Source organism: Variovorax sp. DAIF25 (assembly GCF_050711835.1).
Taxonomy (GTDB): Bacteria; Pseudomonadota; Gammaproteobacteria; order Burkholderiales; family Burkholderiaceae_C; genus Variovorax.
Genome location: NZ_CP136636.1, coordinates 6,338,958 through 6,362,799, shown reverse-complemented (window position 1 = coordinate 6,362,799; position 23,842 = coordinate 6,338,958). Strand labels below are relative to the sequence as shown.

At 71.0% G+C, this 23,842-nt stretch carries 25 protein-coding genes; 19 read left to right on the top strand and 6 right to left on the bottom strand.

Annotated features, from left to right (window positions below):
- The first annotated feature begins 5 nt into the window (after window positions 1–5).
- The 6 genes from R0232_RS29485 to R0232_RS29460 are packed head-to-tail and all read left to right on the top strand — an operon-like array spanning window position 6 to window position 5,187.
- Window positions 6–854, top strand: a complete 849-nt coding sequence (locus tag R0232_RS29485; protein ID WP_431510357.1) for an SURF1 family protein — start codon at window positions 6–8, stop codon at window positions 852–854.
- A complete protein-coding gene (locus tag R0232_RS29480) occupies window positions 841–1,521 on the top strand; it encodes a hypothetical protein (protein ID WP_093347419.1) in 681 nt (226 codons plus the stop codon). Before R0232_RS29485 ends, R0232_RS29480 begins: the two co-directional genes overlap by 14 nt.
- Window positions 1,522–1,557: 36 nt before the next feature.
- Window positions 1,558–2,796 carry a COX15/CtaA family protein gene (locus R0232_RS29475; RefSeq protein WP_431510356.1) on the top strand — a complete coding sequence of 413 codons (1,239 nt, stop codon included), beginning with the start codon at window positions 1,558–1,560 and terminating at the stop codon, window positions 2,794–2,796.
- The gene (gene cyoE, locus R0232_RS29470) at window positions 2,793–3,698 is read left to right on the top strand and encodes a heme o synthase (RefSeq protein ID WP_208512970.1); all 906 of its coding nucleotides are present in this window, start codon (window positions 2,793–2,795) and stop codon (window positions 3,696–3,698) included. The genes R0232_RS29475 and cyoE overlap by 4 nt, the downstream gene beginning before the upstream one ends.
- 3 nt (window positions 3,699–3,701) lie before the next feature.
- A complete protein-coding gene (locus R0232_RS29465) occupies window positions 3,702–4,319 on the top strand; it encodes an SCO family protein (RefSeq protein ID WP_208512971.1) in 618 nt (205 codons plus the stop codon).
- 4 nt (window positions 4,320–4,323) lie between these two features.
- On the top strand, window positions 4,324–5,187 hold the full coding sequence (locus R0232_RS29460; RefSeq protein ID WP_431510355.1) for a DNA alkylation repair protein: 864 nt from the start codon (window positions 4,324–4,326) through the stop codon (window positions 5,185–5,187).
- A gap of 66 nt (window positions 5,188–5,253) precedes the next feature.
- Here the strand turns inward: R0232_RS29460 and rpoH are convergent, their stop codons facing one another.
- Entirely contained in the window at window positions 5,254–6,195 is a 942-nt protein-coding gene (gene rpoH / locus R0232_RS29455) for an RNA polymerase sigma factor RpoH (protein ID WP_057597535.1), read from the bottom strand.
- 171 nt (window positions 6,196–6,366) lie between these two features.
- The gene (locus R0232_RS29450; RefSeq protein ID WP_431510354.1) at window positions 6,367–6,837 is read right to left on the bottom strand and encodes a DUF962 domain-containing protein; all 471 of its coding nucleotides are present in this window, start codon (window positions 6,835–6,837) and stop codon (window positions 6,367–6,369) included.
- Between the two features lie 176 nt (window positions 6,838–7,013).
- On the opposite strand from R0232_RS29450, the gene R0232_RS29445 reads away from it, so the two are divergent.
- Both R0232_RS29445 and R0232_RS29440 read left to right on the top strand, forming a co-directional pair.
- Complete coding sequence (locus tag R0232_RS29445; protein WP_057597537.1) at window positions 7,014–7,739, top strand: response regulator transcription factor; 726 nt, start codon at window positions 7,014–7,016, stop codon at window positions 7,737–7,739.
- Window positions 7,740–7,749: 10 nt separating this feature from the next.
- Window positions 7,750–9,540 (top strand): ATP-binding response regulator, encoded by a 1,791-nt coding sequence (locus tag R0232_RS29440; RefSeq protein WP_093347405.1) that lies wholly within the window; start codon window positions 7,750–7,752, stop codon window positions 9,538–9,540.
- 15 nt (window positions 9,541–9,555) lie between these two features.
- Here the strand turns inward: R0232_RS29440 and ftsY are convergent, their stop codons facing one another.
- Complete coding sequence (ftsY, locus tag R0232_RS29435; protein ID WP_431510353.1) at window positions 9,556–10,851, bottom strand: signal recognition particle-docking protein FtsY; 1,296 nt, start codon at window positions 10,849–10,851, stop codon at window positions 9,556–9,558.
- A gap of 29 nt (window positions 10,852–10,880) precedes the next feature.
- On the opposite strand from ftsY, the gene R0232_RS29430 reads away from it, so the two are divergent.
- Window positions 10,881–12,323 carry a M16 family metallopeptidase gene (locus R0232_RS29430; RefSeq protein WP_208512974.1) on the top strand — a complete coding sequence of 481 codons (1,443 nt, stop codon included), beginning with the start codon at window positions 10,881–10,883 and terminating at the stop codon, window positions 12,321–12,323.
- 95 nt (window positions 12,324–12,418) lie between these two features.
- Entirely contained in the window at window positions 12,419–13,744 is a 1,326-nt protein-coding gene (locus R0232_RS29425) for a M16 family metallopeptidase (RefSeq protein ID WP_431512936.1), read from the top strand.
- A gap of 6 nt (window positions 13,745–13,750) precedes the next feature.
- On the opposite strand, the gene R0232_RS29420 is transcribed toward R0232_RS29425, so the two are convergent.
- On the bottom strand, window positions 13,751–14,653 hold the full coding sequence (locus tag R0232_RS29420) for a LysR family transcriptional regulator ArgP (RefSeq protein WP_431510352.1): 903 nt from the start codon (window positions 14,651–14,653) through the stop codon (window positions 13,751–13,753).
- A 75-nt stretch (window positions 14,654–14,728) separates the two neighbouring features.
- Between R0232_RS29420 and R0232_RS29415 the strand changes: the two genes are divergently transcribed.
- Genes R0232_RS29415 through pxpA form a run of 6 tightly spaced genes read left to right on the top strand, consistent with a single transcriptional unit; the run spans window position 14,729 to window position 19,079 of the window.
- Window positions 14,729–15,364: a LysE/ArgO family amino acid transporter gene (locus tag R0232_RS29415; RefSeq protein WP_093347394.1), complete on the top strand. Its 636-nt coding sequence runs from the start codon at window positions 14,729–14,731 to the stop codon at window positions 15,362–15,364.
- Window positions 15,365–15,402: 38 nt separating this feature from the next.
- Window positions 15,403–16,059 (top strand): RsmD family RNA methyltransferase, encoded by a 657-nt coding sequence (locus R0232_RS29410; protein ID WP_431510351.1) that lies wholly within the window; start codon window positions 15,403–15,405, stop codon window positions 16,057–16,059.
- 44 nt (window positions 16,060–16,103) lie between these two features.
- The gene (coaD, locus tag R0232_RS29405) at window positions 16,104–16,607 is read left to right on the top strand and encodes a pantetheine-phosphate adenylyltransferase (RefSeq protein ID WP_057596071.1); all 504 of its coding nucleotides are present in this window, start codon (window positions 16,104–16,106) and stop codon (window positions 16,605–16,607) included.
- A gap of 9 nt (window positions 16,608–16,616) precedes the next feature.
- Window positions 16,617–17,279, top strand: coding sequence for a 5-oxoprolinase subunit PxpB (gene pxpB, locus R0232_RS29400; protein ID WP_208512591.1), 663 nt, complete (start codon window positions 16,617–16,619; stop codon window positions 17,277–17,279).
- The gene (locus R0232_RS29395; protein ID WP_431510350.1) at window positions 17,276–18,298 is read left to right on the top strand and encodes a biotin-dependent carboxyltransferase family protein; all 1,023 of its coding nucleotides are present in this window, start codon (window positions 17,276–17,278) and stop codon (window positions 18,296–18,298) included. Before pxpB ends, R0232_RS29395 begins: the two co-directional genes overlap by 4 nt.
- A 43-nt stretch (window positions 18,299–18,341) precedes the next feature.
- Window positions 18,342–19,079 (top strand): 5-oxoprolinase subunit PxpA, encoded by a 738-nt coding sequence (gene pxpA, locus R0232_RS29390; RefSeq protein WP_431510349.1) that lies wholly within the window; start codon window positions 18,342–18,344, stop codon window positions 19,077–19,079.
- 28 nt (window positions 19,080–19,107) lie between these two features.
- Here the strand turns inward: pxpA and R0232_RS29385 are convergent, their stop codons facing one another.
- Window positions 19,108–20,052, bottom strand: coding sequence for a LysR family transcriptional regulator (locus R0232_RS29385; protein WP_431510348.1), 945 nt, complete (start codon window positions 20,050–20,052; stop codon window positions 19,108–19,110).
- Between the two features lie 231 nt (window positions 20,053–20,283).
- Between R0232_RS29385 and R0232_RS29380 the strand changes: the two genes are divergently transcribed.
- From R0232_RS29380 to pcp, 3 genes are read left to right on the top strand one after another with little or no spacing between them, the layout of a single operon-like run.
- Window positions 20,284–21,975: a hypothetical protein gene (locus R0232_RS29380; RefSeq protein ID WP_431510347.1), complete on the top strand. Its 1,692-nt coding sequence runs from the start codon at window positions 20,284–20,286 to the stop codon at window positions 21,973–21,975.
- A gap of 18 nt (window positions 21,976–21,993) precedes the next feature.
- Window positions 21,994–22,257 carry a hypothetical protein gene (locus R0232_RS29375; RefSeq protein WP_431510346.1) on the top strand — a complete coding sequence of 88 codons (264 nt, stop codon included), beginning with the start codon at window positions 21,994–21,996 and terminating at the stop codon, window positions 22,255–22,257.
- A 58-nt stretch (window positions 22,258–22,315) separates the two neighbouring features.
- Complete coding sequence (gene pcp / locus R0232_RS29370; RefSeq protein WP_431510345.1) at window positions 22,316–22,999, top strand: pyroglutamyl-peptidase I; 684 nt, start codon at window positions 22,316–22,318, stop codon at window positions 22,997–22,999.
- Window positions 23,000–23,023: 24 nt separating this feature from the next.
- On the opposite strand, the gene R0232_RS29365 is transcribed toward pcp, so the two are convergent.
- A complete protein-coding gene (locus R0232_RS29365; RefSeq protein WP_431510344.1) occupies window positions 23,024–23,734 on the bottom strand; it encodes an alpha/beta fold hydrolase in 711 nt (236 codons plus the stop codon).
- Between the last annotated feature and the right edge of the window lie 108 nt (window positions 23,735–23,842).

Below are 23,842 nucleotides of genomic sequence, written 5' to 3'. Positions count from 1 at the left end.
TTCCAGTGACTCCCGACCCCCTGACCCCGCCTCCCGGCCGCGCGCCGGACACCGCCTCCTCCCGCCAGCGCAGCGACCGCGGCTGGACCTGGGCCCGCTTCTGGCTGATGACCATCGCCGCGCTGGTCACCGTCTCCTCGACCATCTCGCTGGGCCGCTGGCAGCTCTCGCGCGCGGCGCAGAAGGAAGCGCTGCAGGCCGAGATCGACGGCCAGAAGCTCAAGCCGCCGCTCGAGCAGGCCGACTTCCTCGCGCTCGAGCGGCCGGCCGAGATGCTGCACCGCCCCGTGCACCTGCGCGGGCTGTGGCTCGCGGCGCAGTCGGTCTACCTCGACAACCGCCAGATGCACGGCGTGCCCGGCTTCTACGTGCTGACGCCGCTCGCGCTCGAGGGCAGCAACCAGACGGTGATGGTGCAGCGCGGCTGGATCCAGCGCAATTTCAACGACCGCACGCAGCTCAGCGCGGTCGAGACGCCGGCCGGCCTCGTCGACGTGACCGGCCTGATCGAGCCGCCGCCGGGCCACCTGCTCGAGCTCGGCAAGCCCGCCGCGCCGGCCTCGGCACCGGCTGGCGAGGGGTCTTCGCCCATCCGGCAGAATCTCGACCTCGAAGGCTTCCGTGCCGAAACGCAACTGCCGCTGCGCACCGACGTGTCGCTGCAGCAGACCGGGCCTGCTTCCGAGGGTCTGCAGCGCGATTGGCCGGCGCCCGCGCTGGGCCTGGAGAAACACTATGGCTATGCATTCCAGTGGTTCGGCCTGTCGGCCCTCGTGGTGATCCTCTATGTCTGGTTCCAATTCATTGCCCCCCTCCGGCGCTCGCGCCGCGCACGCCGCGATGCAGTCCGCTGACGAGCCGCTGGGGCTGACCGTGCACTCGATGCCGTCTCCGACCCAGGCGCTCGACGGCGCGGAGGGCCGCCGCACGGTCGTCGGGCGCTGGAAGATGATCGCCGTGATGCTGATGTGCGCGGCGCCCGTGATCGCCTCGTACTTCACCTACTACGTGATCCGGCCCGAAGGCCGCAGCGTCTACGGCCAGCTGATCGACCCGCAGCATGAGATGCCCGCGCTGACCGCGGCCGACCGCGCGGGCGCGCCGGTCAGCCTGCAGACGCTCAAGGGCCAGTGGCTGCTGGTGGCGGTGGGCGATGCCGCCTGCGACGCGTTGTGCGAGCAGCAGCTCTACCTGCAGCGCCAGCTGCGCGAGGTGCTGGGCCGCGAGAAGGACCGGCTCGACCGCGTCTGGCTGGTCAGCGATGCCGCGCCCGTGCCCGAGCGCCTCGAGAACGGCCTGCGCGGCGCCACCGTGCTGCGCCTGCCTCCCGAGCAGCTCGCCAGGTGGTTCACGCCCGAAGCCGGTCACACGCTGGCCGAGCACCTGTTCGTGGTCGACCCGATGGGCAACTTCATGATGCGCTTCCCCGCGCGCATGGATGCCAAGGGCGCGGGCCGCGCCAAGCGCGACCTCGACCGCCTGCTGCGCGCCTCCGCCTCGTGGGACGAGCCGGGCCGCTGAGCACGACGACGAAGACGCACGACGCTTTCAATCAAGATGGACTCCAGCTCGCTCTACGACCTCACGCCGATCGCCTGGTTGCTGGCGGCCGGCGCGCTGATCGCGCTCGGGCCGCTGGTCTGGGTGTGGCGGCGCAACGCGGGGGCCGGCCCGGCGCGGCGGCTGCATGCGCTGACCGTGCTCACCCTGTTCCTGACCTTCGACCTCACGCTGTTCGGTGCCTTCACGCGCCTCACCGATTCGGGCCTGGGCTGCCCCGACTGGCCCGGCTGCTACGGCAACGCGAGCCCGGTGGGCGCGCGCCACGAGATCGCGATGGCGCAGGCCGCGCAACCCACCGGCCCGGTCACGCACAGCAAGGCCTGGGTCGAGATGGTCCACCGCTACCTCGCCACCGGCGTCGGTGCGCTGATCACGGTGCTCGCGGTCGCGACCTGGGTGGTGCGCATGGGCCAAGGCCGGCAGGCGAGGGCGGCGCCTTCGTCGGTGCGGCAAGGCGCAGACCATGCCGCGCTCAGCGCCTGGTGGCCCGCGGCCACGCTGGTCTGGGTCTGCCTGCAGGGGGCCTTCGGCGCGCTCACCGTCACCTGGAAGCTCTTTCCCGCCATCGTCACCTTGCACCTGCTGGGCGCCGTGGTGCTGCTCGCGCTGCTGTGCATCCAGGCCGTGCGCTACCGCCAGGTGGCCGCGCAGCGCCTGCCCACGCCGGTGTCGCCGGCGCTGCGCAACGGGCTGATCGCGACCTCGGTGCTGCTGGTGCTGCAGATCGCGCTCGGCGGCTGGGTCAGCACCAACTACGCGGTGCTGGCCTGCACGCAGTTCCCGACCTGCCAGGACAGCTGGTGGCCGCCGATGAATTTCGCGCAGGGCTTCGAGATCTGGCGCCACCTCGGCGTGACCGGCGAGGGCGTGCCGCTCGATTTCGCGGCGCTCACCGCCATCCACTACGCGCACCGGCTGCTGGCGTATCTCGTGTTCGTCGCGCTCGGCCTGCTGGCCTGGCGCATGCGCCGCATCGACGGCCTGCGGCCGCAGGCCGGCTGGCTCGCCGGCCTCGCGCTGCTGCAGCTCGCGACCGGCCTGGGCAACGTGCTGCTCGGCTGGCCGCTCGCGGCGGCCGTGCTGCACACGGGCGGCGCCGCGGCGCTGGCGGTGGTGCTGGTCTGGGCGCTGTGCGAAAGCCGGCGCGAGCAGGCGGCCGGCGCCCGCCTGTCGCGCGCGAACCCTGCCGTTCCACCCGGCGCCCCCTTGCGCGGCGCGGAGGTCCCCCGATGAGCACTCCGATTCCCTTGCAGCAGGCGCACGGCGCGAGCGTGCTGCGCCAGTTCTACGCGCTCACCAAGCCGCGCGTGGTGCAGCTGATCGTCTTCTGCGCGCTGATCGGCATGGTGCTGGCCGTGCCCGGCGCGCCCTCGTGGCTCGACGTGCAGCGCGCCGTGCTGGCCTGCATCGGCATCTGGCTGGTGGCGGGCGCGGCGGCGGCCTTCAACTGCCTGGTCGAGAAGGGCATCGACGCCAAGATGAAGCGCACCGCCTGGCGCCCGACCGCGCGCGGCGAGCTCAGCGACCGCCAGGCGTTGCTGTTCTCGGCCGCGCTGTGCATCGCCGGCTCGGTGCTGCTGTGGTTCACCGTCAATCCGCTCACCATGTGGCTGACCTTCGCCACCTTCGTCGGCTATGCGGTGATCTACACCGTGATCCTGAAGCCGCTGACGCCGCAGAACATCGTGATCGGCGGCGCCTCGGGCGCGATGCCGCCGGTGCTGGGCTGGGCCGCGATGACCGGCGAAGTGGGACCCGAGGCGCTGATCCTGTTCCTCATCATCTTCCTGTGGACCCCGCCGCACTTCTGGGCGCTCGCGCTCTATCGCGTCGAGGACTACCGCAAGGCCGGCCTGCCGATGCTGCCGGTCACGCATGGCAACGAGTTCACGCGGCTGCAGGTGCTGCTCTACACCTTCATCCTGTTCGCGGGCTGCCTGATGCCTTTCATCTACGGCATGAGCGGCTGGCTCTACCTCGCGGTGGCGGTGGTCGTGAGCGTGGGCTTCACCGGCTACGCCTTCGCGCTGTGGCGCAACTACTCCGACACCCTGGCACGCAAGACCTTCCGGTTCTCGCTGATCCACCTGAGCGTGCTGTTCGCGGCCTTGCTCGTCGACCATTACCTCCGCTGACCCATGAACAAGCGCAATGCCCTGAAGTTGATCGCCGCCGGCGCGGGCTGGACGGCCGTGTCCGCCACCGTGGGGCTGGGCCTCGCGGGCTGCAACGAGACCAAGCAGAGCTTCAATGCGGTCGACATCACGGGCGCCGACTACGCGCGCGACTTCTCGCTCAAGGATGCCGACGGCAAGCTGCGCACCATGGCCGACTTCAAGGGCAAGGTGGTGGTGCTGTTCTTCGGCTACGCGCAGTGCCCCGACGTCTGCCCGACTACCATGACCGAGATGGCGCAGGTCAAGCAGCAGCTCGGCGCCGACGGCGACAAGCTGCAGGTGGTGTTCGTCACGGTCGACCCGGCACGCGATACGCCCGAGGTGATGAAGGCCTACATGGGCGCCTTCGACCCCAGCTTCGTCGCGCTGATCCCGACGGCCGACGAGCTGGCCGCCACGACCAAGGACTTCAAGGTCTACTACAAGAAGGTCGACGGCAAGACGCCCACCAGCTACTCGATGGACCACTCGGCCGCGAGCTTCGTCTACGACCCGCAGGGCCGGCTGCGGCTGTACGCGCGCTACGGCGCCGGCGTGCCGCCGATGGTGGCCGACATCAAGACCCTGCTGGCGGCCTGAGCCGATGGCGCCCGGCACGGAGGTCGCGAGCCTCGCCGCAGCGATCGAAGCGGTCGAGCACCTGAAGGCGCGCAAGGGCGCGTTCCGCATCGCGCTGATCCCGCCCGAGGTGCTGCGCGCGCTCAACGACGGGCTGATCGAGACCGTCAACCTCAACGAATTCCTCGCGCTCGAACTGCCGCAGCTGGCGCGCAGCGTGGCGGGCCACATCGGCCTCGACGCGGCGAGCGAGCGGCTGGTCGACACGCTGGCGATGCTGAGTGCCTTCAAGCCGATGCAGCGGCATGGCCACATCGCGCGGGCGCTGTACGACCTCGCCGCGCTGCACGACGAACGCGATGCGGTCGCGCACCGGCTCGCCACGCATGCCAGCGACGTCGCGCGCTGCTGGGCGGCGCAGTGGGTCACGCTGTCGCAATTGCCGCTGGCCGGGCAGCTCGAGGCGGTGCGGCGCTTCGCGGCCGATCCGCATTTCGGCGTGCGCGAGATCGCCTGGATGGCGGTGCGCGACGCGGTCGTCGGTTCGCTCGACGAGGCGCTCGCGCTGCTGCAGCCGTGGGTGCGTGACGAGGATCCGAACATCCGCCGCTTCGCGAGCGAACTCACGCGCCCGCGCGGCGTGTGGTGCGCGCAGATCGAGGCGCTGAAGGCCGAGCCCTGGCGCGCGTTGCCGCTGCTCGAACCCTTGCGCGCCGACGGCAGCCGCTACGTGCAGAACTCGGTCGCCAACTGGCTCAACGACGCGAGCAAGACGCAGGCGGAGTGGGTCGATGGCGTCTGCGCGCGCTGGGTGAAGGAATCGAACACGCCCGAGACGCGCTACATCGCCAAGCGCGCGCTGCGCACGCTCGCCAAGACCTCGGGCTGAACGAAGCGCGCCCATGAAAAAGCCCGGCGCGGGGCCGGGCTCGTTCGAAGGGGCGGGAGAAGCCGATCAGGCGTAATCGGCCAGCGCCTTCTTCATCTTCTTCATCGCGGCCACCTCGATCTGGCGAATGCGCTCGGCGCTCACGCCATAGACCGCGGCCAGGTCGTGCAAGGTCATGCCGCCCGAGCCGTCGTCGTTGACCTTGAGCCAGCGCTCTTCCACGATGCGGCGGCTGCGCGCGTCGAGGGCCTCGAGCGCGGTCGCGATGCCGTCGCTCGACAGGCGGTCGCGCTGCTGCGATTCGAGCAGCGCGGTCGGTTCCTGCGTCGCGTCGGCCAGGTAGGCGATCGGGCCGAAGGCTTCCTCGCCGTCGTCGTTCGGGCTCGGGTCGAGCAGCACGTCGCCGCCCGACAGCCGGGTTTCCATCTCGAGCACTTCCTCGGGCTTCACGTTCAGGCGCGCGGCCATCTGCGTCACCTCGTCGGCGCTCAGCGTTTCGCGGTGCGTGCCGGTGTCGGCCGCGGCCGAGTCGGCCTTGAAGCCCTGCTTCATCGAGCGCAGGTTGAAGAACAGCTTGCGCTGGGCCTTGGTCGTCGCGACCTTGACCATGCGCCAGTTCTTCAGGATGTACTCGTGGATCTCGGCCTTGATCCAGTGCATGGCGTAGCTCACCAGCCGCACGCCCTGGTCGGGGTCGAAACGCTTCACGGCCTTCATCAGGCCGACGTTGCCTTCCTGGATCAGGTCGCCGTGCGGCAACCCGTAGCCCAGGTACTGGCGGGAGATGGAGACCACGAGGCGCAGGTGCGAAAGGATCAGCGCACCGGCCGCTTCGAGGTCGTTGTGGTCGCGCAAACGGCGGGCGAAGCCCTGCTCTTCCTCGAGGGTGAGCAGCGGCAGGCGGTTGGCGGCCGAAATGTAAGCATCCAGGTTACCCAGCGGGGGCACCATCGACCAGGGGTTGGCGACGGCGAGCTGGTTGGCAGAGGCTCCAGACAGGGATGTCATCAGGGGAAACTCCTTCGTATTGGCCATATTAGCACTCGGTTAGAGGGAGTGCTAAGGCAAGGGTTCCCCTAAAGTCTCTATCGGGCCGATAGGCAAGGGCTGTCGGCCGGCGGCCCCGAAGGACCGCGGTCTTGTCCGACTTGCAGCCGGCAAAGCCCCGTAAGCGGGTACTTACCAGCGGATGCCCAGCTTCAGCAGCAGCTTGGACACCACGAACAGCGGCCCGACCCAGAGGTATTGGATGTCTTCGAAGAACGAAGGTTTCCGTCCCTCGATCTTGTGGCCGACGAACTGGAAGATCCAGGCCACCACGAAGATGGCGGCGGAAATCGGCAACACAAGGCTGCCCATGGCATGGACCAGCGCCAGCAGGATGGCGGTCTGGATGCCCATCGCGAGCAGAAAGGCCGGCGAGCGCAGCGTCAGGTAGTAGACGAGGCTGGCCAGCAGGAAGGCGTAGGCGGCCCAGGGGTGGATCGCGAAGATCAGCCCGACCAGGCTGACCATGATCGCGGGGATCGCGACGAAGTGGATCAGTTCGTTGGTCGGGTGCCGGTGGCTCTGTTCGTAGTGGGCCAGCAGGCGGTCGATCTTGCGGTCGCTGGCGGCCTCGGGCGCGTGGGCGGTGGCGGTGTGCGGCATGGCATGTCTCCGTGGCTCGTGCGGTCCGTTCGTTGCGGCCCGCGATGGAATCCGCCGATGGTGCCCCGCGCCGGCTTCGCTGGCAAGTGCTATATAAACAATAGCATTACATCGAGCGGCCATCGCGGGGATCGCCATGACTTCCGGCACTGTCGCGCCCTGGGTGCACCGCTAAGATGCGGCGCGTGGCTCCGCTCGATCCCTCTTCCTCCTCCACTCCCCCGTCCTCGGCGGCCCAGGCCGGCATCGCGCCGCGCGGCCGCACCGCGATCCTGGTGGTCGATGACCACGACCTGCTGCGGCTCGGCGTCTGCGCGCTGGTCCAGGCCCAGGCGACTTCCTCGGGCGCCGCGATCGAGGTCTACGAGGCCGGCAACGTCGCCGACGCGCTCAAGCTCTACGAGGCACACCAGGACGCCATCGGCCTGGTGCTGCTCGACCTCGCGCTGCCCGACACCCATGGCCTGAGCGGCCTGGCCGAGTTCCGCCTGCGCTATCCCGAGGCCCGCATCGTGGTGCTTTCGGGCACCGGCAACAGCACCCTGGCGCAGGGCGTGCTGGCGCTGGGCGCGAGCGCCTTCCTGCCCAAGTCGGCCGACCTCAAGGAAGTGGTGAGCTTCATCCGCGCCTGCGGCCTGCTCGACCCCGATGCCGCCCAGTCGCCGCCGCCGGCAGTGCCGAAGGCGCTCACCGGCTATGCCGAGTTCGCCCACGCCAGCGCCTGGCAGGAACTCACGCCGCGCCAGATGCAGGTGCTGCAGTGGGTGCTCGAGGGCAAGGCGAACAAGGAGATCGCCCAACTCGCCAATCTGAGCGAAGGCACGGTGAAGAACCACGTGTCGACCATCCTGCTGCTGTTCGGCATGCGCTCGCGGGCCCAGTTGATCAGCACCCTGCATTGAACGGCGCGCGGTGCTGAACGACCCGGCCGCCGACGTCGTTCTCGGCCAGCGCGTGCTGCGCGAACACGTCGCCTCGGTCTACGACACCTACAGCGCCTCGACGCTGACCCACCTGTGCTTCGTGGCGGTGTTCGGCGCCATCCTCTACGCGCAGCTGCACGACCCGCGGCTGCTGTTCTGGATGGCCGGCATGGTGCTGGCCGACATTTACGTCTTCTTCACGCCGCGCTGGTACCCGGCGCGGCCGGCCGTCGAGAGCCCGTACTGGGCGCGCAAGATCTCGCGCCTGGTCACGCTGGTCAGCATGGTCACGGCCGTCGTGCCCTGGCTGGTCGTGCCGGCCGGCAACCTGCCGATGACCTCGCTGCTGATGGCGGTCATCGTCGGCAGCTGCGCGCGTGCCTCGCAGTCGCTGTGGCCGCTGAAGCCGGCGCTGTTCGGCTACACGCTGCCGATGTCGCTGGGCATGATCACCGCGCTGGCCTGGCAGGGCGACGGGCTGCACCTGTTCCTGGCCGCGGCCGGCGCGGCCTACCTGATGCTGACCTTGCATGCGGGCATCCGCCAGCACCGGCTCCTGACCGATTCGCTGATGCTGCGCTTCGAGAACGAGGCGCTGGCCGCGCGCCTGGGCGAGCAGATCGCGGCCACCGAGCGCGCCAGCCTCGAGAAGACCCGCTTCCTCGGCACCGCCAGCCATGACCTGCGCCAGCCGCTGCATGCCATCGCGCTGTTCGGCGCGGCGCTCGAGAACGAACTGCGCAACCGCCCCGAAGGCCGCAATGCCGAACGGCTGATGCGCGCCGTGAACGCGCTCGGCGCCTCGCTCGACACCATGCTCGACGTCTCGCGGCTCGACGCCGGCGTGGTCGTGCCCGAGGTGCAGGCGGTGCAGCTCGATGCGCTGTTCCTGCCGCTCAACCACACCTTCTCGGCGCGCGCCGAGCAGAAGTCGCTGCAACTGCGCGTGCGCGCCAGTGGCCTGTGGGTGCGCAGCGATCCGCAGCTGCTGCACCGCATGCTGTCGAACCTGATGGACAACGCGCTCAAGTACACCGCCAGCGGCGGCGTGACGGTGATCGCGCGCGACCGCGGCGAGACGGTCTGGATCGAGGTGCGCGACACCGGCATCGGCATCGCGCCCGAGCAGTCGGGCCGGATCTTCGAGGAGTTCTACCAGGTCGACAACCCGGGCCGCGACCGCTCGCACGGGCTGGGCATCGGGCTGTCGATCGTGCAGCGTCTCTCGCGCCTGCTCGGCCATCCGGTGCAGATGCATTCGCGCCTGGGCCGCGGCACGCATTTCCGGCTGGTGGTGCAGGCCGCGAACGCGCAGGCCAGCGCGCTGGCCGGGCCGTTTCCGCCGCAGGCCGCGGCGGCCGATGCCGAGGAACAGCGCCGCCGCGGCGCGGCGCGGCTGCCCGCGCGCGTGCTGCTGCTCGACGACGAGCAGGAGATCCGCGAGGCCATGACCGGCCTGCTGCGCTCGCATGCGGTCGAGGCGCAGGCCGTGGGCGACGAAGCGTCGGCCGCGCGGGCGCTGGCGCAGGCGCGCGGGGAGGGCCGTCCCTTCGAACTGCTGCTGTGCGACTACCGGCTGGCCGATGGCGCCGACGGCCTCGATGCAGGCCTGCGCCTGAGCCGGGCCGGCGACGGTGCCACGCCGCTCTTGCTGATCACCGGCGAGACCTCGCCCGACCGGTTGCTGCGCGTGCGCGAGTCGCGCGTGCCGGTGCTGTTCAAGCCGGTGGTGGCGAACCGGCTGCTCGAGGCGATGAGCGAGGCGGTGCTCGCTCGTTGAGGGAGCGGGCGACCCTCAATTGCCCAGCAGCGCCTGCGCGAACTCGCGCGCGTCGAAGGTCTCGAGGTCCTCGAGCTTCTCGCCCACGCCGATGAAGTAGACCGGGATCGGCCGCTCGCGCGCGATCGCGCACAGCACGCCGCCCTTGGCCGTGCCGTCGAGCTTGGTCACGACCAGTCCGGTCAGGCCCAGCGTCTCGTCGAAGGCCTTGACCTGCGCCAGCGCGTTCTGGCCGGTGTTGCCGTCGATCACCAGCAGCACCTCGTGCGGCGCGGTGGCGTCGGCCTTGTTGACCACGCGCTTGATCTTCTTGAGCTCGTCCATCAGGTGCAGCTGGGTCGGCAGCCGGCCGGCGGTGTCGACCAGCACCACGTCCTTGCCGCGCGCCTTGCCGGCGTTCACCGCGTCGAAGCTCACGGCCGAGGGGTCGCCGCCTTCCTGGCTCACGATCTCCACCGTGTTGCGGTCGGCCCAGACCAGCAGCTGCTCGCGCGCCGCGGCACGGAAGGTGTCGGCCGCGGCCAGCAGCACCGAGGCGCCTTCGTTGGCCAGGTGCTTGGTGAGCTTGCCGATGGAGGTGGTCTTGCCCGCGCCGTTCACGCCCGCGACCATGATCACGGTGGGCGTGTGGCGGCCGATCTCCAGCGGCTTCTCGAGCGGGCGCAGCAGGTCGGCGATGGCCTCGGCGAGCAGGCGCTTGACCTGCGATGCGTCGGTCGCCATCTGGCTCTTCACGCGGCGGCGCAGGTCGTCGAGCAGGTATTCGGTGGCCTTCACGCCGGCATCGGCCATCAGCAGCGCGGATTCGAGCTCTTCGTAGAGCGCCTCGTCGATCTGGGCATTGACGAACACCGCCTGGATGCCGGTGCCGGTCTTGCGCAGGCCGGTCTTGAGCTTGTCGAGCCAGCCCCGGCGCTCGGGTGCGGGCGGCGGAGCGACCTCGAGCACCGGTGCCGGCACCGGCGCGGGGGCCGGCGCGAGGATCGGGAGGTCGACGGCGGGCGGCGGCGGTGCGACAGGTGGCGGTGCGACGGGCGCCGGCGCCACGGGCTGGACCGTGGGCACCGCGGGCGCAGCGATCGGAGCCGGTGCCGGCGTGGCCGCGGGTGGTGCCACTGGCGCCACCGGTGCCGCGGCCGGCACTTCCTTCGCCGCCGGTTTCGCGCCGAACCAGCTCGAGGGCGAGAACACCGAGCGCGAGGGCGCGCTCTCCGCGGCGGGGGCAGGATCGGCCGGCGGGATCGCTGGCGCCTGCGGGGCCGGTGCTTCGGGCGTTTCCGCGGGTGGTTTTTTCTTGAAGAAACTGAACATCGGGCGCTTTTTAGAATCGGAGCCATTCTATGAAACACCCCTCGCCACGCCGCGCTGCGTCTGGTGCGGTGCTGGCCCTGGCGTTCGCGGCGCCCTGGGGCTTGCCTGCGCAGGCGCAACAGCCATCGCCCCCGGCCACCGCAGCCACTGCCTCCGCCCCCGGTCCCCAGCAGTTCACCCTCTCCAACGGCATGACCCTGATCGTGCAGCCCGACCGGCGTTCGCCGACCGCGGTGCAGATGGTCTGGGTGCGCGTGGGCTCGATCGACGAAGTCGACGGTACCTCGGGCGTGGCCCATGCGCTCGAGCACATGATGTTCAAGGGCACGAAGTCGATCAAGCCCGGCGAGTTCTCGCGCCGCGTCGCGGCGCTGGGCGGGCAGGAGAACGCCTTCACCACGCGCGACTACACCGGCTACTACCAGCAGATCCCGGTCGGCAGCCTCGAGCAGGTGATGAAGCTCGAATCCGACCGTTTCGCCAACAACCAGTGGCCCGACGACGAGTTCAAGCGCGAGATCGAGGTGGTCAAGGAAGAGCGCCGCATGCGCACCGAGGACCAGCCGCGCGCCCTGCTCGGCGAGCAGCAGAGCGCGGCCGTCTTCATCGCCTCGCCCTATCACCGGCCGGTGGTGGGCTGGATGAGCGACCTCGACGCGATGACGCCCGAGGACGTGCGCGAGTTCCACCGCCGCTGGTACGTGCCCGCCAATGCCGCGATCGTGATCGCCGGCGATGTCGACGTCGACAAGGTGCGCGCGCTGGCCGAGAAGTACTACGGCGGCATCCCCGCGCGCGCGGTGCCGGTGCGCAAGCCGCGCATCGAGCCGCCGCAGCGCGGCATCCGCCGCATCGAGTTCAAGGCACCGGCCGAGCAGGCCTACGTCTCGCTGGCCTTCCGCATCCCGCAGCTCGAGAGCATCGATGCCGAGAGCGACGCCTGGGCGCTCGAGGTGCTGTCGGCCGTGCTCGACGGCTACACCGGCTCGCGGCTCGACCGTGCGCTCACGCAGGGACCCGAGCGCGTGGCCGATTCGGCCGGTGCCTATTCGGGGCTGATGGGACGCGGTCCGCAGCTGTTCGGCCTGGCGGGCGTGCCCGCGGCCGGCAAGACCGCCGCGCAGGTCGAGGCCGCGCTGCGAGCGCAGGTCGCGCGCATCGCCAGGGAAGGCGTGGGCGAGGCCGAGCTCGCGCGCGTCAAGACGCAGTGGGTGGCGAGCGAGACCTACAAGCGCGATTCGGTGATGGCGCAGGCGCGCGAACTCGGCAGCAACTGGGTGCAGGGCCTGCCGCTCGATGCCGACCCGCGCATGATCGCGAAGCTGCAGGCCGTGACCGCCGCGCAGGTGCAGGCGGTGGCCGCCAAGTACTTCGGCGACGACCAGCTCACCGTGGCCACCTTGGTCCCGCTGCCGCCCGATGCGCGGCCCCGTGCCCGCGGCTTCGCCGCTCCCGCGGGAGAACTGCGTTGAACGCCGCTGCATCGCTCGAAGGTCAGATCCCCATGTCCCTCTCCCATTCCAAGCCGGCCGCCGCCGGCCGCCTGCTGCGCACCGGCGTGCTGGCCATGCTCGGCTTCGCCGGCCTGGCCGCGCAGGCCGCGTTGCCGATCGAACACTGGACGCTGGCCAACGGCGCCAAGATCTACCTCGTGTCCTCGCAGGCGCTGCCGATCGTCGACGTCGAGGTCGACTTCGATGCCGGCAGCCGGCGCGATCCCGCCGACCAGGCCGGCCTCGCGAGCGTGAGCTCGACCATGGTCGAGAAGGGCGTGCGCGCCGGCCGCGACGGCGAGCCCGCGCTCGACCAGAACGCGCTGGGCGAGGCCTGGGCCGATCTGGGCGCCGAGTTCGACGTCAGCGCCAGCAACGACCGCACCAGCTACACGCTGCGCAGCCTCGCCGACCCCAAGCTGCTCGACAAGGCGGTGGCGCTGGCCGCGCGCGTGATCGGCGAACCCACCTTCCCCGACGACATCTGGCAGCGCGAACGCGAGCGCCTTTCCGCCTCGATCCGCGAGGGCAACACCAAGCCCGCGACGGTCGCGGCGCGTGCCTTCGCGACCGCGGTCTACAGCGGCCATCCCTATGGCCAGCAGACCACCGAGGCCACACTCGCGCGCATCGACACCGCGGCCATGCGCCAGCGCTACCAGCAACTGATCGTGCCGTGCCGCGCCAAGCTCAGCATCGTGGGCGCGGTGACGCGCGCGCAGGCCGAGGGCATCGCCAACGCGATGCTGTCGCGGCTGCCCGGCCCCGAGGCCTGCACGCCGCTGCCCGCGATCGCGCCGGTGCCGGCGCTGGCCGAATCGAAGGAGGTGCGCATTCCCTTCGAGTCGGCGCAGACCCATGTCTACATCGGCCAGCCCGGCTATCCGCGCAAGGACCCCGACCACTTCGCGCTCAACCTCGGCAACTACATCCTCGGCGGCGGCGGCTTCGTCTCGCGCCTGACCGACGAGGTGCGCGAGAAGCGTGGCCTGACCTACAGCGTCTACAGCGGCTTCGCGCCGGGGCTCGACGCGGGCGCGTTCCGCGTCGGCTTCCAGACCCGGCCCGACCAGGCGGCCGAGGCGGTGAAGGTGGCGCGCGAGGTGCTCGCGAAGTTCGTCGCCGAGGGGCCCACGCAGAACGAGCTCAAGGCCGCGAAGGACAACCTGATCGGCGGCTTTCCGCTTTTGCTCGACAGCAACCGCAAGCTGATCGGCAACGTCGCCAACATCGCCTGGAACGACCTGCCGCTCGACTACCTCGACACCTGGACCGCGCGCATGAATGCCGTGACCGCCGCCGACATCAAGGCCGCGTTCGCGCGCAAGCTGCAGCCCGATCGCATGGTGACGGTGGTGGTGGGCAGCGACCCGCAGGCCAAGCCGCGGGACGGCAAGTAGGTCGCTTCAGGCCAGCGCGTGCGGCCCCGTGCGCGAGGCGGCGCGCACGCAATCGCCGAGCCGCGCGAGCAGCCGCGGCGCCGCGCGCGCCTGCTGCCAGTACAGCGGCACCGGCAGCCGCGAGCCCGGCACCAGCTCCACCAGCGAGCCGTCGCGCAAGGCCTGCGCCACCATGCTCAGCGGATGCATGCCCCAGCCCATGCCCGCGCGCGCGGCCTCGACGAAGGCCTGCGGCGAGGGCAGCCAGTGGCGCGGCGTCTCGACCTCGCGATGGCAGATGCGCCGCACCCAGCGCGCCTGCAGCGCGTCCTTGCGGTCGAACACCAGGCTCGGCGCCTGCGCCAGCGTGCGCGCGCCCACGCCCTTGGCGAAATGCGACTGCACGAAGGCCGGGCTGGCGGCCGCCACGTAGTGCATGGTGCCCAGCGCCTCGCTGTTGCAGCCGGCCACCGGCTGCGCCAGCGCGGTGACCGCCGCCAGCACCGCGCCGCTGCGCAGGCGCTCGGCCGTGTGGTCCTGGTCGTCGACCGTGAGGTCGAGCAACGCGCCGTGCTGCTGCGAGAAGGCGGCCGCCGCGCCGACGAACCAGGTCGCGAGGCTGTCGGCATTGACCGCCACCCGCACCGTGACCCGCTCGCCGGCCTCGCCGGCGTCCAGCACCGGCAGCGCATCGCGCAGCTCGTGCTCGAGCATGCCCACGCGCTCGACGTGCCGGCACAGCTGCAGCCCGGCCTCGGTCGCCACGCAGGGCTGGCCGCGCACCAGCAGCGCGCCGCCGATGCGTTCCTCGAGCAGCTTCACGCGCTGCGACACCGCCGAGGGCGTGACGTTGAGCGCGCGGGCCGCGCGCTCGAAGCTGCCTTCGCGCACCACGGTGGCCAGGGCGTTGAGGGCGGCGTAGTCGAGCATGTGAATGAAGCAAAACTGAATTGGCTTAAGAAAGTTTAGTTTGAGTTAATTCGCGCGCGACGGCAAGCTCGCACCATGTCTGCCGAACTCGTCACCACCGCCTTCCTCAACGGGCTCTTCATGAGCCTGGTGCTCATCGTCGCCATCGGCGCGCAGAACGCCTACGTGCTGCGCCAGGGCTTGCGCCGCGAGCACGTGAGCGCGGTCGTGCTGTTCTGCGCCGTGAGCGACGCGGTGCTGATCTCGGCCGGCGTGGCCGGCATGGCGCAGGCGCTCCAGGGCCGGCCGATGCTGGCCACCGCGCTCGCCGGCTTCGGCGCGCTGTTCCTCGCCGGCTACGGGCTGCGCGCGCTGTGGCGCTCGCGCGCGGCCGGTGCGCTGCGCACGGTCACGCAGGGCAGTTCGCTGTCGCGCACCGCGGTGCTGGCCCAGGCCGCGGGCTTCACGCTGCTCAACCCGCACGTCTACCTCGACACCGTGCTGCTCGTGGGCAGCACCGGCGCGCAGTACGCGGGCTCGCTCAAGGGATGGTTCGTGGCCGGCTCGGCGCTCGCGAGCGCGCTGTGGTTCTCGGCCCTCGGCTATGGCGCGCGACTGCTGGCGCCGGTGTTCGCGCGGCCGCGCGCCTGGCAGATGCTCGACGCGCTGATCGGCGGCACGATGCTGGTGCTGGCGGCGCTGCTCGCGCGACGCGCCATCGCGGGCTTCTGAGCTGCGGTGGGGCCGGGCGGGCGCGTTAAGCTCGCCGCATGCCCCGCAAGCCTGCCGCCGCGCCCCCGCGCACCCCAACGACTTCTTCCCCCGCGCGTCCGGCGCGCGCGCACGAGGTGCGCATCATCGGCGGCCAGTGGAAACGCACCCGCCTCGCCGTCGCCGACAAGCCCGGCCTGCGCCCCACGCCCGACCGCGTGCGCGAGACGCTGTTCAACTGGCTCGCGAGCCTGGCCGGCGCCGGTGGCGGCGAGCTGCCGGGCTGGCAGTGCATCGATGCCTTCGCGGGCACCGGCGCGCTCGGCCTCGAGGCCGCGTCGCGCGGCGCGGCCGGCGTGCTGCTGTGCGAGCAGGACGCCGCGCTGGTCGCGCAGATCCAGGCCGCCAAGACCAAACTCGCTGCCGAGGCGGTGCGCGTGGAGCGCGGCAACGGCGTCACGGCGCTCGAGCGCGCGCCGGCCGCGAGCCTCGACGTGGTCTTCCTCGACCCGCCCTTCGACAGCACCACGCTCTACGAACCCGCGCTGCGCGCCGCCGCGCGCGCGGTCCGCGCGGGTGGTGCCATCTACCTCGAGGCACCGCGCCGCTGGAGCGACGAGGAGGCGGCCGCGCTCGGCCTCGTCGTGTTCCGTCACTTGAAGGCCGGCGCGGTGCATGCACACCTTTTGATGCATGCCGCACACGGCACTGCATAATCCGCCGACCCAAGCCGCATCGGCTGCATGAGGAGGTAGCAACCATGGCCAGCAACGTGATCGCGGTTTATCCCGGCACTTTCGACCCCATCACCCTCGGGCACGAGGACGTGGTGCGGCGTGCGACCCAACTGTTCTCGAAGGTGATCGTCGCCGTGGCGGCCGGTCACCACAAGAAGGCGCTCTTCACGCTGCAGGAACGCATCGAGATGGCGCGCGAAGCCGTCAAGCCCTACAGCGACCAGGTCTCGGTCGAGAGCTTCTCGGGCCTGCTGCGCGACTTCGTCGTGGCGCGCGGCGGCAAGGCCATGGTGCGTGGCCTGCGCGCCGTCACCGACTTCGACTACGAGTTCCAGCTCGCGGGCATGAACCGCTCGCTGATGCCCGACGTCGAGACCGTGTTCCTCACGCCCAGCGACAAGTACCAGTTCATTTCCAGCACCTTCGTGCGCGAGATCGCGATGCTCGGCGGCGAGGTGCACAAGTTCGTCTCGCCCAACGTCGAACAGCAGCTCGCGGCCAAGGTCCGAAGCCTCGGCAGAGAGTAGGCGCCGCCGATGAGCGGCGCGCTGGCGCCCCGTTTGCACCTGTTGGGCGACGCGGCGCTGCTGTGCGACCTGCCCGGTCCCGCCACGTTCGTCCAGCAGCAGAAGATCTGGGCGCTGGCGCGCGAGGCCGGTCGCTGGAGCGGCGTCGGCGAAGTGCTGCCGGGCATGAACAACCTCACGCTGACCTTCGATCCGACCGCGGTCGACCTCGAGGCGCTGAGCGCGCGCGTGCTCGAGGCATGGCCGCGGCTCGAGGCCGGCGGCATCGAGGGTCGCGACATCGAGATTCCCGTGGCCTATGGCGGCGAGCACGGTCCCGACCTCGCGGACGTGGCGGCCCACACCGGCCTGTCGACCACCGAGGTGGTGCGCCGCCATGCCGCGGCCGAGTACGTGGTCTACCTGCTGGGCTTCCTGCCGGGCTTCGCCTTCCTCGGCGGACTGCCGGCCGCGCTCGCCACGCCGCGTCGCGCCGAACCGCGCACGGCCGTGCCCCCGGGCTCGGTCGGCATCGGCGGCGAGCAGACCGGCATCTATCCGCTGCGCTCGCCGGGCGGCTGGCAGCTGATCGGGCGCACCGAGGTCGCGCTCTTCGATCCGCTGGCCGCGTCGCCGACCCTGCTGCGGCCCGGCGATCGCGTGCGCTTCGTCGTCGAAAGCCTGCAGCCATGACGCTCCTGATCGAGAAGCCCGGCCCGCTGGCGTCGGTGCAGGACCTCGGGCGCCACGGCCATCGCCAGCTCGGCATCTGCCCGGGCGGCGCACTCGACACGCTGGCGCTGGCGATCGCCAACCGGCTGGTGGGCAACGCCACCGGCGCGGCCGGGCTCGAGCTGACGCTGGGCGGCAGCGTGCTGCGCTTCGAGACCGACACGCGCATCGCGCTGGTGGGCGACGACTTCGGCGCCACGCTCGACGGCCAGCCGCTGTGGCCGTGCTGGAGCGTGCCGGTCGCGGCCGGGCAGACGCTGCGGCTTGCTAGCGCGAATGCGAGCGTCAATGCGGGCGGCGGCAAGGCCGGCCTGCGCAGCTGGCTCGCGGTGGCGGGCGGCATCGACGTGCCGCACGTGCTCGGCTCGCGCAGCACCGACCTCAAGGCCGGCTTCGGCGGCCACGAGGGCCGTGCGCTGCGCAAGGGCGACCGGCTGCCATTGGGCGAGTCGGCGCTGGCCGAAGCGCAGCGCGCGCGGCGCGCCTTCGGGGTGCGCGGTCCCGACTGGGAGCGCGATGCCGCGGCCGACGGCGCCATCGCCTTGCGCGTGCTGCCCGGCCCCGAGTTCGAGCAGTTCACCGTCGCCTCGCGCGACCAGCTCTGGGGCGAGCGCTGGCGCATCACGCCGCAGAGCAACCGCATGGGCAGCCGGCTCGCGAGCGCGAGCGGCGCCGAGCTGCGGCGCAAGCGCGGCACCGACATGCTGTCCTCGGGCGTGATCCCCGGCACGATCCAGGTGCCGCCCTCGGGCCAGCCGATCATCCTGATGGGCGACGCCCAGACCACCGGCGGCTATCCGCGCATCGGCGTGGTGATCCGCGCCGATCTCTGGAAGCTCGCGCAGGCGCCGCTCGACGGCAGCCTGCGGCTGGTGCCGGTCGATGCCGCCACCGCGCTGGAGGCCTGGGCCGCGCAGCAGCGCTACGTCGCGCAGATGGCGCAAGGCCTCGCGGCGGCGGGCTGGCCGACCCCGGCATAGACTGCGGTTTTCTATTCGCCGCATCGCTCCAGGAGTCCTCACCATGCACATCGACCTCAACGCGGACCTCGGCGAAGGCGCCGGCAGCGACGAAGCGCTGCTCGGGCTTGTGAGCTCAGCCAACATCGCCTGCGGCTGGCATGCGGGCGACCCGAAGACCATGCACCAGTGCGTGCGCTGGGCCGTCGCGCAGGGTGTGTCGATCGGGGCGCATCCCAGCTTTCCAGACCGCGAGAACTTCGGCCGCAGCACCATGCACCTGCCGCCCGACGAGATCGTCTCCAACGTGCTCTACCAGGTCGGCGCGCTCGCGGCCATCGTCAAGGCCGAGGGCGGCCGGCTCGCGCACGTGAAGGCGCACGGCCAGCTCTACAACCAGGCGGTGAAGGAGCCCGAGCTCGCCGACGCGCTGTGCGAGGCCGTGCGCCGCTTCGATCCTGCGCTGAAGTTCTTCGGCCTCGCGGGCAGCGGCATGATCGACGCCGCGCGCCGCGCCGGCCTCGTGCCGGTGGAGGAAGTGTTCGCCGACCGCGGCTACATGCCCGACGGCAGCCTGGTGCCGCGCAGCCAGCCCGGCGCGCTGATCGAGGACGACGCGCAGGCCATCGCCCAGACCCTGGCCTTCGTGCGCGAGCGCCAGGTCAAGGCCATCGACGGCAGCATCGTGCCGGTCAATGCGCAGACCGTCTGCCTGCATGGCGACGGCGCGCATGCGCTGGCCTTCGCGCGCCGCATCCGCGAGCGGCTGCTGTCCGAAGGCATCGAGGTGCGCGCGGACTGACGAAGCCGCGCGACGGCGCATCCGCCGCTCAGGCGGGCAGTGCTTCCTCGCAGGCCAGCGCACTCACCCAGCGCGGCCCGATCTCCTCGCAGTAGTCGGCCACCACGGTGCGCGTGAGCCGCGCCACCGCCTGGACCGCGGGCGCCGTGCCCTCGGCATGCGCGAGGCTGATCGCCATCGGCGGCAGCGCGGGGCCGTCGCGCACCTCCAGCTCGCCGGCCGCCAGTTCCTGGCGCACGAACACCGGCGGGATCGCGGCCACGCCGAAGCCGCCCTTGGTCAGCTGGATGATCGATTGCACCGATGGAAAGCTGCACACGCGCGGTTCCGCGGCACGCCCCGCGAACAGCGCCTTCACGTGCGCGCGCGGGCCCGAGGTGCGCGAGAAGGTCAGAAGCGGCACCCGCTCGAGGTCCTCGAGCCGCAAGGTGCGCGCGTGCGGCAGCAAGGTCGGGCGCGCCACCCAGCGCATCGGGAAGCTGCACAGCGGCAGCAGCACCGACTCGCCGCTGCGCGCGAGCTCGGAGACGTCGTCGTTCTGGATCAGCAGGTCGAACTTGCGCTGCCGGAACTGCTCGCGCAGGTTGTGCGCCGTGTCGACCGTGATGTCGGGCTCGACCGCGGGCAGCCGCTCGCTCAGCAGGTGGATCAGCGGCGTGAGCCAGGTGTGGACCACCGTCTCGATCACGCCGATGCGTACGCGCCCCGAGGGCGGCGCATCGGGCTGCACCGAGCGCTTGAGCTGTTTCTCGAGCGCGAGGATCTGCTCGGCCTGCGACACCACCTGCTCGCCGATGCGCGTGAGCCGCAGCGAGCGCTGCGAACGGTCGACCAGCTGCACGCCGAGCTCTTCTTCCAGCGCCTCGATGCGCTTGGACACCGCGGCCTGGGTGGCGCAGAGCATCTGCGCCGTCTCGCGGAAGCTCTTGAGCCGGTCGAGCATGACCAGCGTTTCGAGGAATCGGGTGTTCATCTTCTGCATCTCCCTGGACCGAGCATCGTTGAACTTTTGTTATCGGATTGTTTAACAAAAACTCGTTCGACTCGATCAATCGATCATGTTTTCATCAAGTTGTCGCACACGTAAGCGGTGCAACCCGCCCCCGGCGGCAGCTTGGTTCCCACACCGATCGCTGCAGAAGTCGTGCCAACGGGTTCACCTTTTGTTTTCATTGCTGTCAGGCACAGGCCAGGGAGAGATCGAATGAAGGGATCGAAAGCGAAGCGGCGCCTCCGGATCGGCGCCACCCTCGGCGCCTGCGCGCTGGCGGTCGCCGGCTGCGGCGGCGGAGGCGGGGGTGGCGGCATCGACCCGGCCGTGCTGGCGGCGATGGCCGCCGCCGGGAGTACGCCACCGCCCGCGCCACCGCCGCCCGCGCCGCCACCGCCACCGGCCGTGCGGGCCAAGTGCACGATGGACCGCGGCGTGGAGGCCGCCTACGAGGAACAGCGGCTGCCCAACAAGCTCTCGCCCAGCGATGCGCTGAGCTTCTCGCAGCAGTTGCTGCAGGCCAGCGGATTCGACCGTTTCGGCCCCGATTTCGCCGCGAAGCTCTGCAGCGACGGCCTCGCGGGCGCCTCGAGCTACGACGAGGCGGTGGCGCTGCTGCACGCCGAGGGCCGCAAGCTCTGGCAGGCGGCGCTCGATCGCGTGCAGGGCCGGTCGGTCCAGGGCACGCTGCCGAAGAGCGACGACCGCATGCTCTATTGGGCGCGGCTGACGATGACGCTCGCGCTGCGCCAGTGGAAGCCCGAGTTCGCGCTGACGGACGAGCAGCGCGCCGGGCTGCAGAAAGAGTTCGAGCGGGCGTCGCGCGGCCAGCTCTCGATCGACTTTCCCGAGGGCGCCGGTTCCAGGCGGGTCCTCGTCAGCGGCTTCGATCCGTTCACGCTCGGGGGCGCCGGCCAGAACGGCAACCCCAACATCCGCATCGGCAATCCCTCGGGCGCCACGATCCTGTCCCTCGACGGCAATACGGTGGCGCTGCCCGACGGCAGCACGGCCGTGATCCGGACCTTCATCCTGCCGGTCAACTACGGGCCGTTCATCGACGGCATGCAGGAGGACACGCTCGGACCGTGGTTCAAGTCCGGCCCGAAGCGCGTCGATGCCTCGATCAGCATGAGCCAGGGCGGCGGCGCCTTCCACCTCGAGCACTACAACGGCCGCTACCACTACGCGGCGTTCCCGGGCAACGACAACCTGAATCCGCCATGCAGCGAAGGAGGCGGCTTTCCCGCCGTGCTCGATTGCGACATCTCGCCGCCCGAGCGCTGGCTCGGCTTCGCGGCCAAGCCCTGGCGCCGCGATGCGCCGCCGCAGTTCACCCAGGCGAGCCTGCCGTTCCAGCAGATGATCGATGCCAAGACCGGCGAGGGCATCGTCAACCGCGACACCGGCGCGACCGGCGGCTGGAGCGTGGTGCGCCGCGACAGCTACGGCGTGATGGCCTGCACCAAGGCCGCGAGCGATACGAGCGCCGCCTACGATGCAGCGAAGGCCGCGGTCGACAAGGCGTTGGCCGACTACTTCGCCGGCTTCCAGACGCCGGGCGCCGACATGAATGCCCTGCTCCAGAAATACCTGGCCGCCAACGACGCATTCAGCAAGCTGACGCCACCGAGCCCGCTCGAAACCAATTGCGCCAGCGAGGGCGGCGGCGGAAACTACCTCTCCAACGCCAGCGCCTACCGCAACACCTTGATGCGCGACACCTTCGGCCTCGCCATCCCGGCCGGCCACATCCACACGCCGGTCATGACTTACTTCGGCACGGGCAGCGACGGCAAGATCACCGATGCCACCTTCGAGGGCTACCGCGATTCGATCGTGGCCCAGGCCCGCAATCTCGTGTTCGCGGTGGCCAGGAGCCTCGTGTCGCCGCCCGCCCCCTGACGCTCACGGAACACTGCCATGACATCCAAGCTTCTTCCGTTCGCCCTGGCCCTGCTGTTCGCGGGCGGCCCGGTCCTCGCGCAGCCCAGCGGCGGCTTCCATCTCTACCGCAGCACGGTCAGCGGCAAGCAGGTCTGCTCGCAGAACCCGATCAGCCCCGACTGGGTGAAGCAGGCCGGCCCCTACAAGGATCAGGACTGCAAGGTCGAGGAAAAACCGGCGCCCGCGCGCACCGACCTGCCGGCCAGCCCGCTCGACCTGGCGCCCAAGCCCCAGCGATAGGGGCACGCGGCGCGCGGGCCTGCGGTACCCTCGCGGTCCCGTCCCGAGCGCCGCCGCCATGCCATCGCCGAAAAAACCGCCACCTTCGTCCGTGCTGCTGACCGGCTTCGAGCCCTTCGGCGGCGAGGCCATCAATCCTTCATGGGAAGCGGTGCGCGCGCTCGACGGCTGGAAGCATGCCGGCGCGGTGGTGCATGCGCGCCAGATGCCCTGCGTCTTCGGCGCGGCCATCGAGTCGCTGGCCGAGGCGATGGACGAACTGAAGCCGCGGCTGGTGCTGTGCATCGGCCAGGCCGGCGGCCGCGCCGAGGTCACGCCCGAGCGCGTGGCGATCAACGTCGACGATGGCCGCATCGCCGACAACGCCGGGCAGCAGCCGGTCGACGTGCCGGTGGCGCCCGAGGGCCCCGCAGCCTATTTCTCGACGCTGCCGATCAAGGCCATGGTGCGCGACCTGCGCGCCGCGGGCGTGCCGGCCTCGGTGTCGAACACGGCCGGCACCTTCGTGTGCAACCACATCTTCTATGGCCTGATGCACCAGCTCGCGCAGCGCGCGCAGCAGGGCGTGCAGGGCGCACGCGGTGGCTTCATCCACATCCCCTACCTGCCCGAGCAGGCGGCGAACTTTCCGGGCGCGCCGAGCATGGCGCTCGCGACCCTGGTCGAGGCGCTGCGCATCGCGGTGCGCACCGCGCTCGAGGTCGAGCGCGACATCGCCGAGACCGGCGGCCTGTTGCACTGAGGCGGGCCGGGCTCGGCTCGGCGCTCAGGCCGCGAACAGTTTCGCGAGCCAGCCGTCGAGCGCGTCGTTGACCAGGGCCGGCTTTTCCATCGTCAGCATGTGGCCGCACTGCGGCACCCATACCACTTCCGCCTGCGGCAGCAGCGCCGCCAGTTCGCGCGTGCATTCGGGCGGCGCGAGGCGGTCGTCGTCGCCGCACATCAGCAGCACGGGCGCGCGCAGCGACGCGAGGTGCGTGCGCGCATCGGGCCGGGCCATCACGGCGCGGTTCTGGCGCGTGAGCTGCTCGGCGCCGGCGCCCAGCACCATGTCGAGATAGCGCTGCACCAGCACCGGGTCGGCGGCCTGGGCCGGATGGAAGGCGAAGAACACGTTGGGCTCGATCACCTCGCGCAGCTCGCCGCGCGCGAAGTACTCGATCGCGCCTTCGCGCAGCGCGCGCATGTCGGGCGTCTCGGGCCGCGCGCTGGTGCCCAGCAGGGCCAGGCCCGCGATGCGGCCGGGCGCCTGGCGCGCAGCCTCCATCGCGACCATGCCGCCCATCGAGGCGCCGCACAGCACCAGCGGGCCGGGGTTCTCGGCCAGCACGGCGGCGGCCATGCCCTCGATGGTGGCGTGGCGCAACTGGACGTCGCTCACGCGCGGCGAGAGCGAGGAGGGGAGGGCGGGGAGCTGGGCGTCCCACAGGCGCGCGTCGCACGCGAGGCCGGGAAGAAGTACGAGGGTGGCAGGCATGCCGGGATTCTGCGCGAGGAGGCCATCCCGGCGCATCGGCATAGGCTTCCTGGCCAGCAGCCAGACGCGCCGCGGCTCGACATACTCGCGCCGCCACCCCTTCTCCTT

What these genes read in the sequence shown, in the direction of transcription:
- R0232_RS29480 (WP_093347419.1), top strand. Translation starts at nt 841, where the DNA reads ATGCAGTCCGCTGACGAGCCGCTGGGGCTGACCGTGCACTCGATGCCG.
- R0232_RS29475 (WP_431510356.1), top strand. Translation starts at nt 1,558, where the DNA reads ATGGACTCCAGCTCGCTCTACGACCTCACGCCGATCGCCTGGTTGCTG.
- cyoE (WP_208512970.1), top strand. Translation starts at nt 2,793, where the DNA reads ATGAGCACTCCGATTCCCTTGCAGCAGGCGCACGGCGCGAGCGTGCTG.
- R0232_RS29465 (WP_208512971.1), top strand. Translation starts at nt 3,702, where the DNA reads ATGAACAAGCGCAATGCCCTGAAGTTGATCGCCGCCGGCGCGGGCTGG.
- R0232_RS29460 (WP_431510355.1), top strand. Translation starts at nt 4,324, where the DNA reads ATGGCGCCCGGCACGGAGGTCGCGAGCCTCGCCGCAGCGATCGAAGCG.
- rpoH (WP_057597535.1), bottom strand. Translation starts at nt 6,195, where the DNA reads ATGACATCCCTGTCTGGAGCCTCTGCCAACCAGCTCGCCGTCGCCAAC.
- R0232_RS29450 (WP_431510354.1), bottom strand. Translation starts at nt 6,837, where the DNA reads ATGCCGCACACCGCCACCGCCCACGCGCCCGAGGCCGCCAGCGACCGC.
- R0232_RS29445 (WP_057597537.1), top strand. Translation starts at nt 7,014, where the DNA reads ATGCGGCGCGTGGCTCCGCTCGATCCCTCTTCCTCCTCCACTCCCCCG.
- ftsY (WP_431510353.1), bottom strand. Translation starts at nt 10,851, where the DNA reads ATGTTCAGTTTCTTCAAGAAAAAACCACCCGCGGAAACGCCCGAAGCA.
- R0232_RS29430 (WP_208512974.1), top strand. Translation starts at nt 10,881, where the DNA reads ATGAAACACCCCTCGCCACGCCGCGCTGCGTCTGGTGCGGTGCTGGCC.
- R0232_RS29425 (WP_431512936.1), top strand. Translation starts at nt 12,419, where the DNA reads ATGCTCGGCTTCGCCGGCCTGGCCGCGCAGGCCGCGTTGCCGATCGAA.
- R0232_RS29420 (WP_431510352.1), bottom strand. Translation starts at nt 14,653, where the DNA reads ATGCTCGACTACGCCGCCCTCAACGCCCTGGCCACCGTGGTGCGCGAA.
- R0232_RS29415 (WP_093347394.1), top strand. Translation starts at nt 14,729, where the DNA reads ATGTCTGCCGAACTCGTCACCACCGCCTTCCTCAACGGGCTCTTCATG.
- R0232_RS29410 (WP_431510351.1), top strand. Translation starts at nt 15,403, where the DNA reads ATGCCCCGCAAGCCTGCCGCCGCGCCCCCGCGCACCCCAACGACTTCT.
- coaD (WP_057596071.1), top strand. Translation starts at nt 16,104, where the DNA reads ATGGCCAGCAACGTGATCGCGGTTTATCCCGGCACTTTCGACCCCATC.
- pxpB (WP_208512591.1), top strand. Translation starts at nt 16,617, where the DNA reads ATGAGCGGCGCGCTGGCGCCCCGTTTGCACCTGTTGGGCGACGCGGCG.
- R0232_RS29395 (WP_431510350.1), top strand. Translation starts at nt 17,276, where the DNA reads ATGACGCTCCTGATCGAGAAGCCCGGCCCGCTGGCGTCGGTGCAGGAC.
- pxpA (WP_431510349.1), top strand. Translation starts at nt 18,342, where the DNA reads ATGCACATCGACCTCAACGCGGACCTCGGCGAAGGCGCCGGCAGCGAC.
- R0232_RS29385 (WP_431510348.1), bottom strand. Translation starts at nt 20,052, where the DNA reads ATGAACACCCGATTCCTCGAAACGCTGGTCATGCTCGACCGGCTCAAG.
- R0232_RS29380 (WP_431510347.1), top strand. Translation starts at nt 20,284, where the DNA reads ATGAAGGGATCGAAAGCGAAGCGGCGCCTCCGGATCGGCGCCACCCTC.
- R0232_RS29375 (WP_431510346.1), top strand. Translation starts at nt 21,994, where the DNA reads ATGACATCCAAGCTTCTTCCGTTCGCCCTGGCCCTGCTGTTCGCGGGC.
- pcp (WP_431510345.1), top strand. Translation starts at nt 22,316, where the DNA reads ATGCCATCGCCGAAAAAACCGCCACCTTCGTCCGTGCTGCTGACCGGC.
- R0232_RS29365 (WP_431510344.1), bottom strand. Translation starts at nt 23,734, where the DNA reads ATGCCTGCCACCCTCGTACTTCTTCCCGGCCTCGCGTGCGACGCGCGC.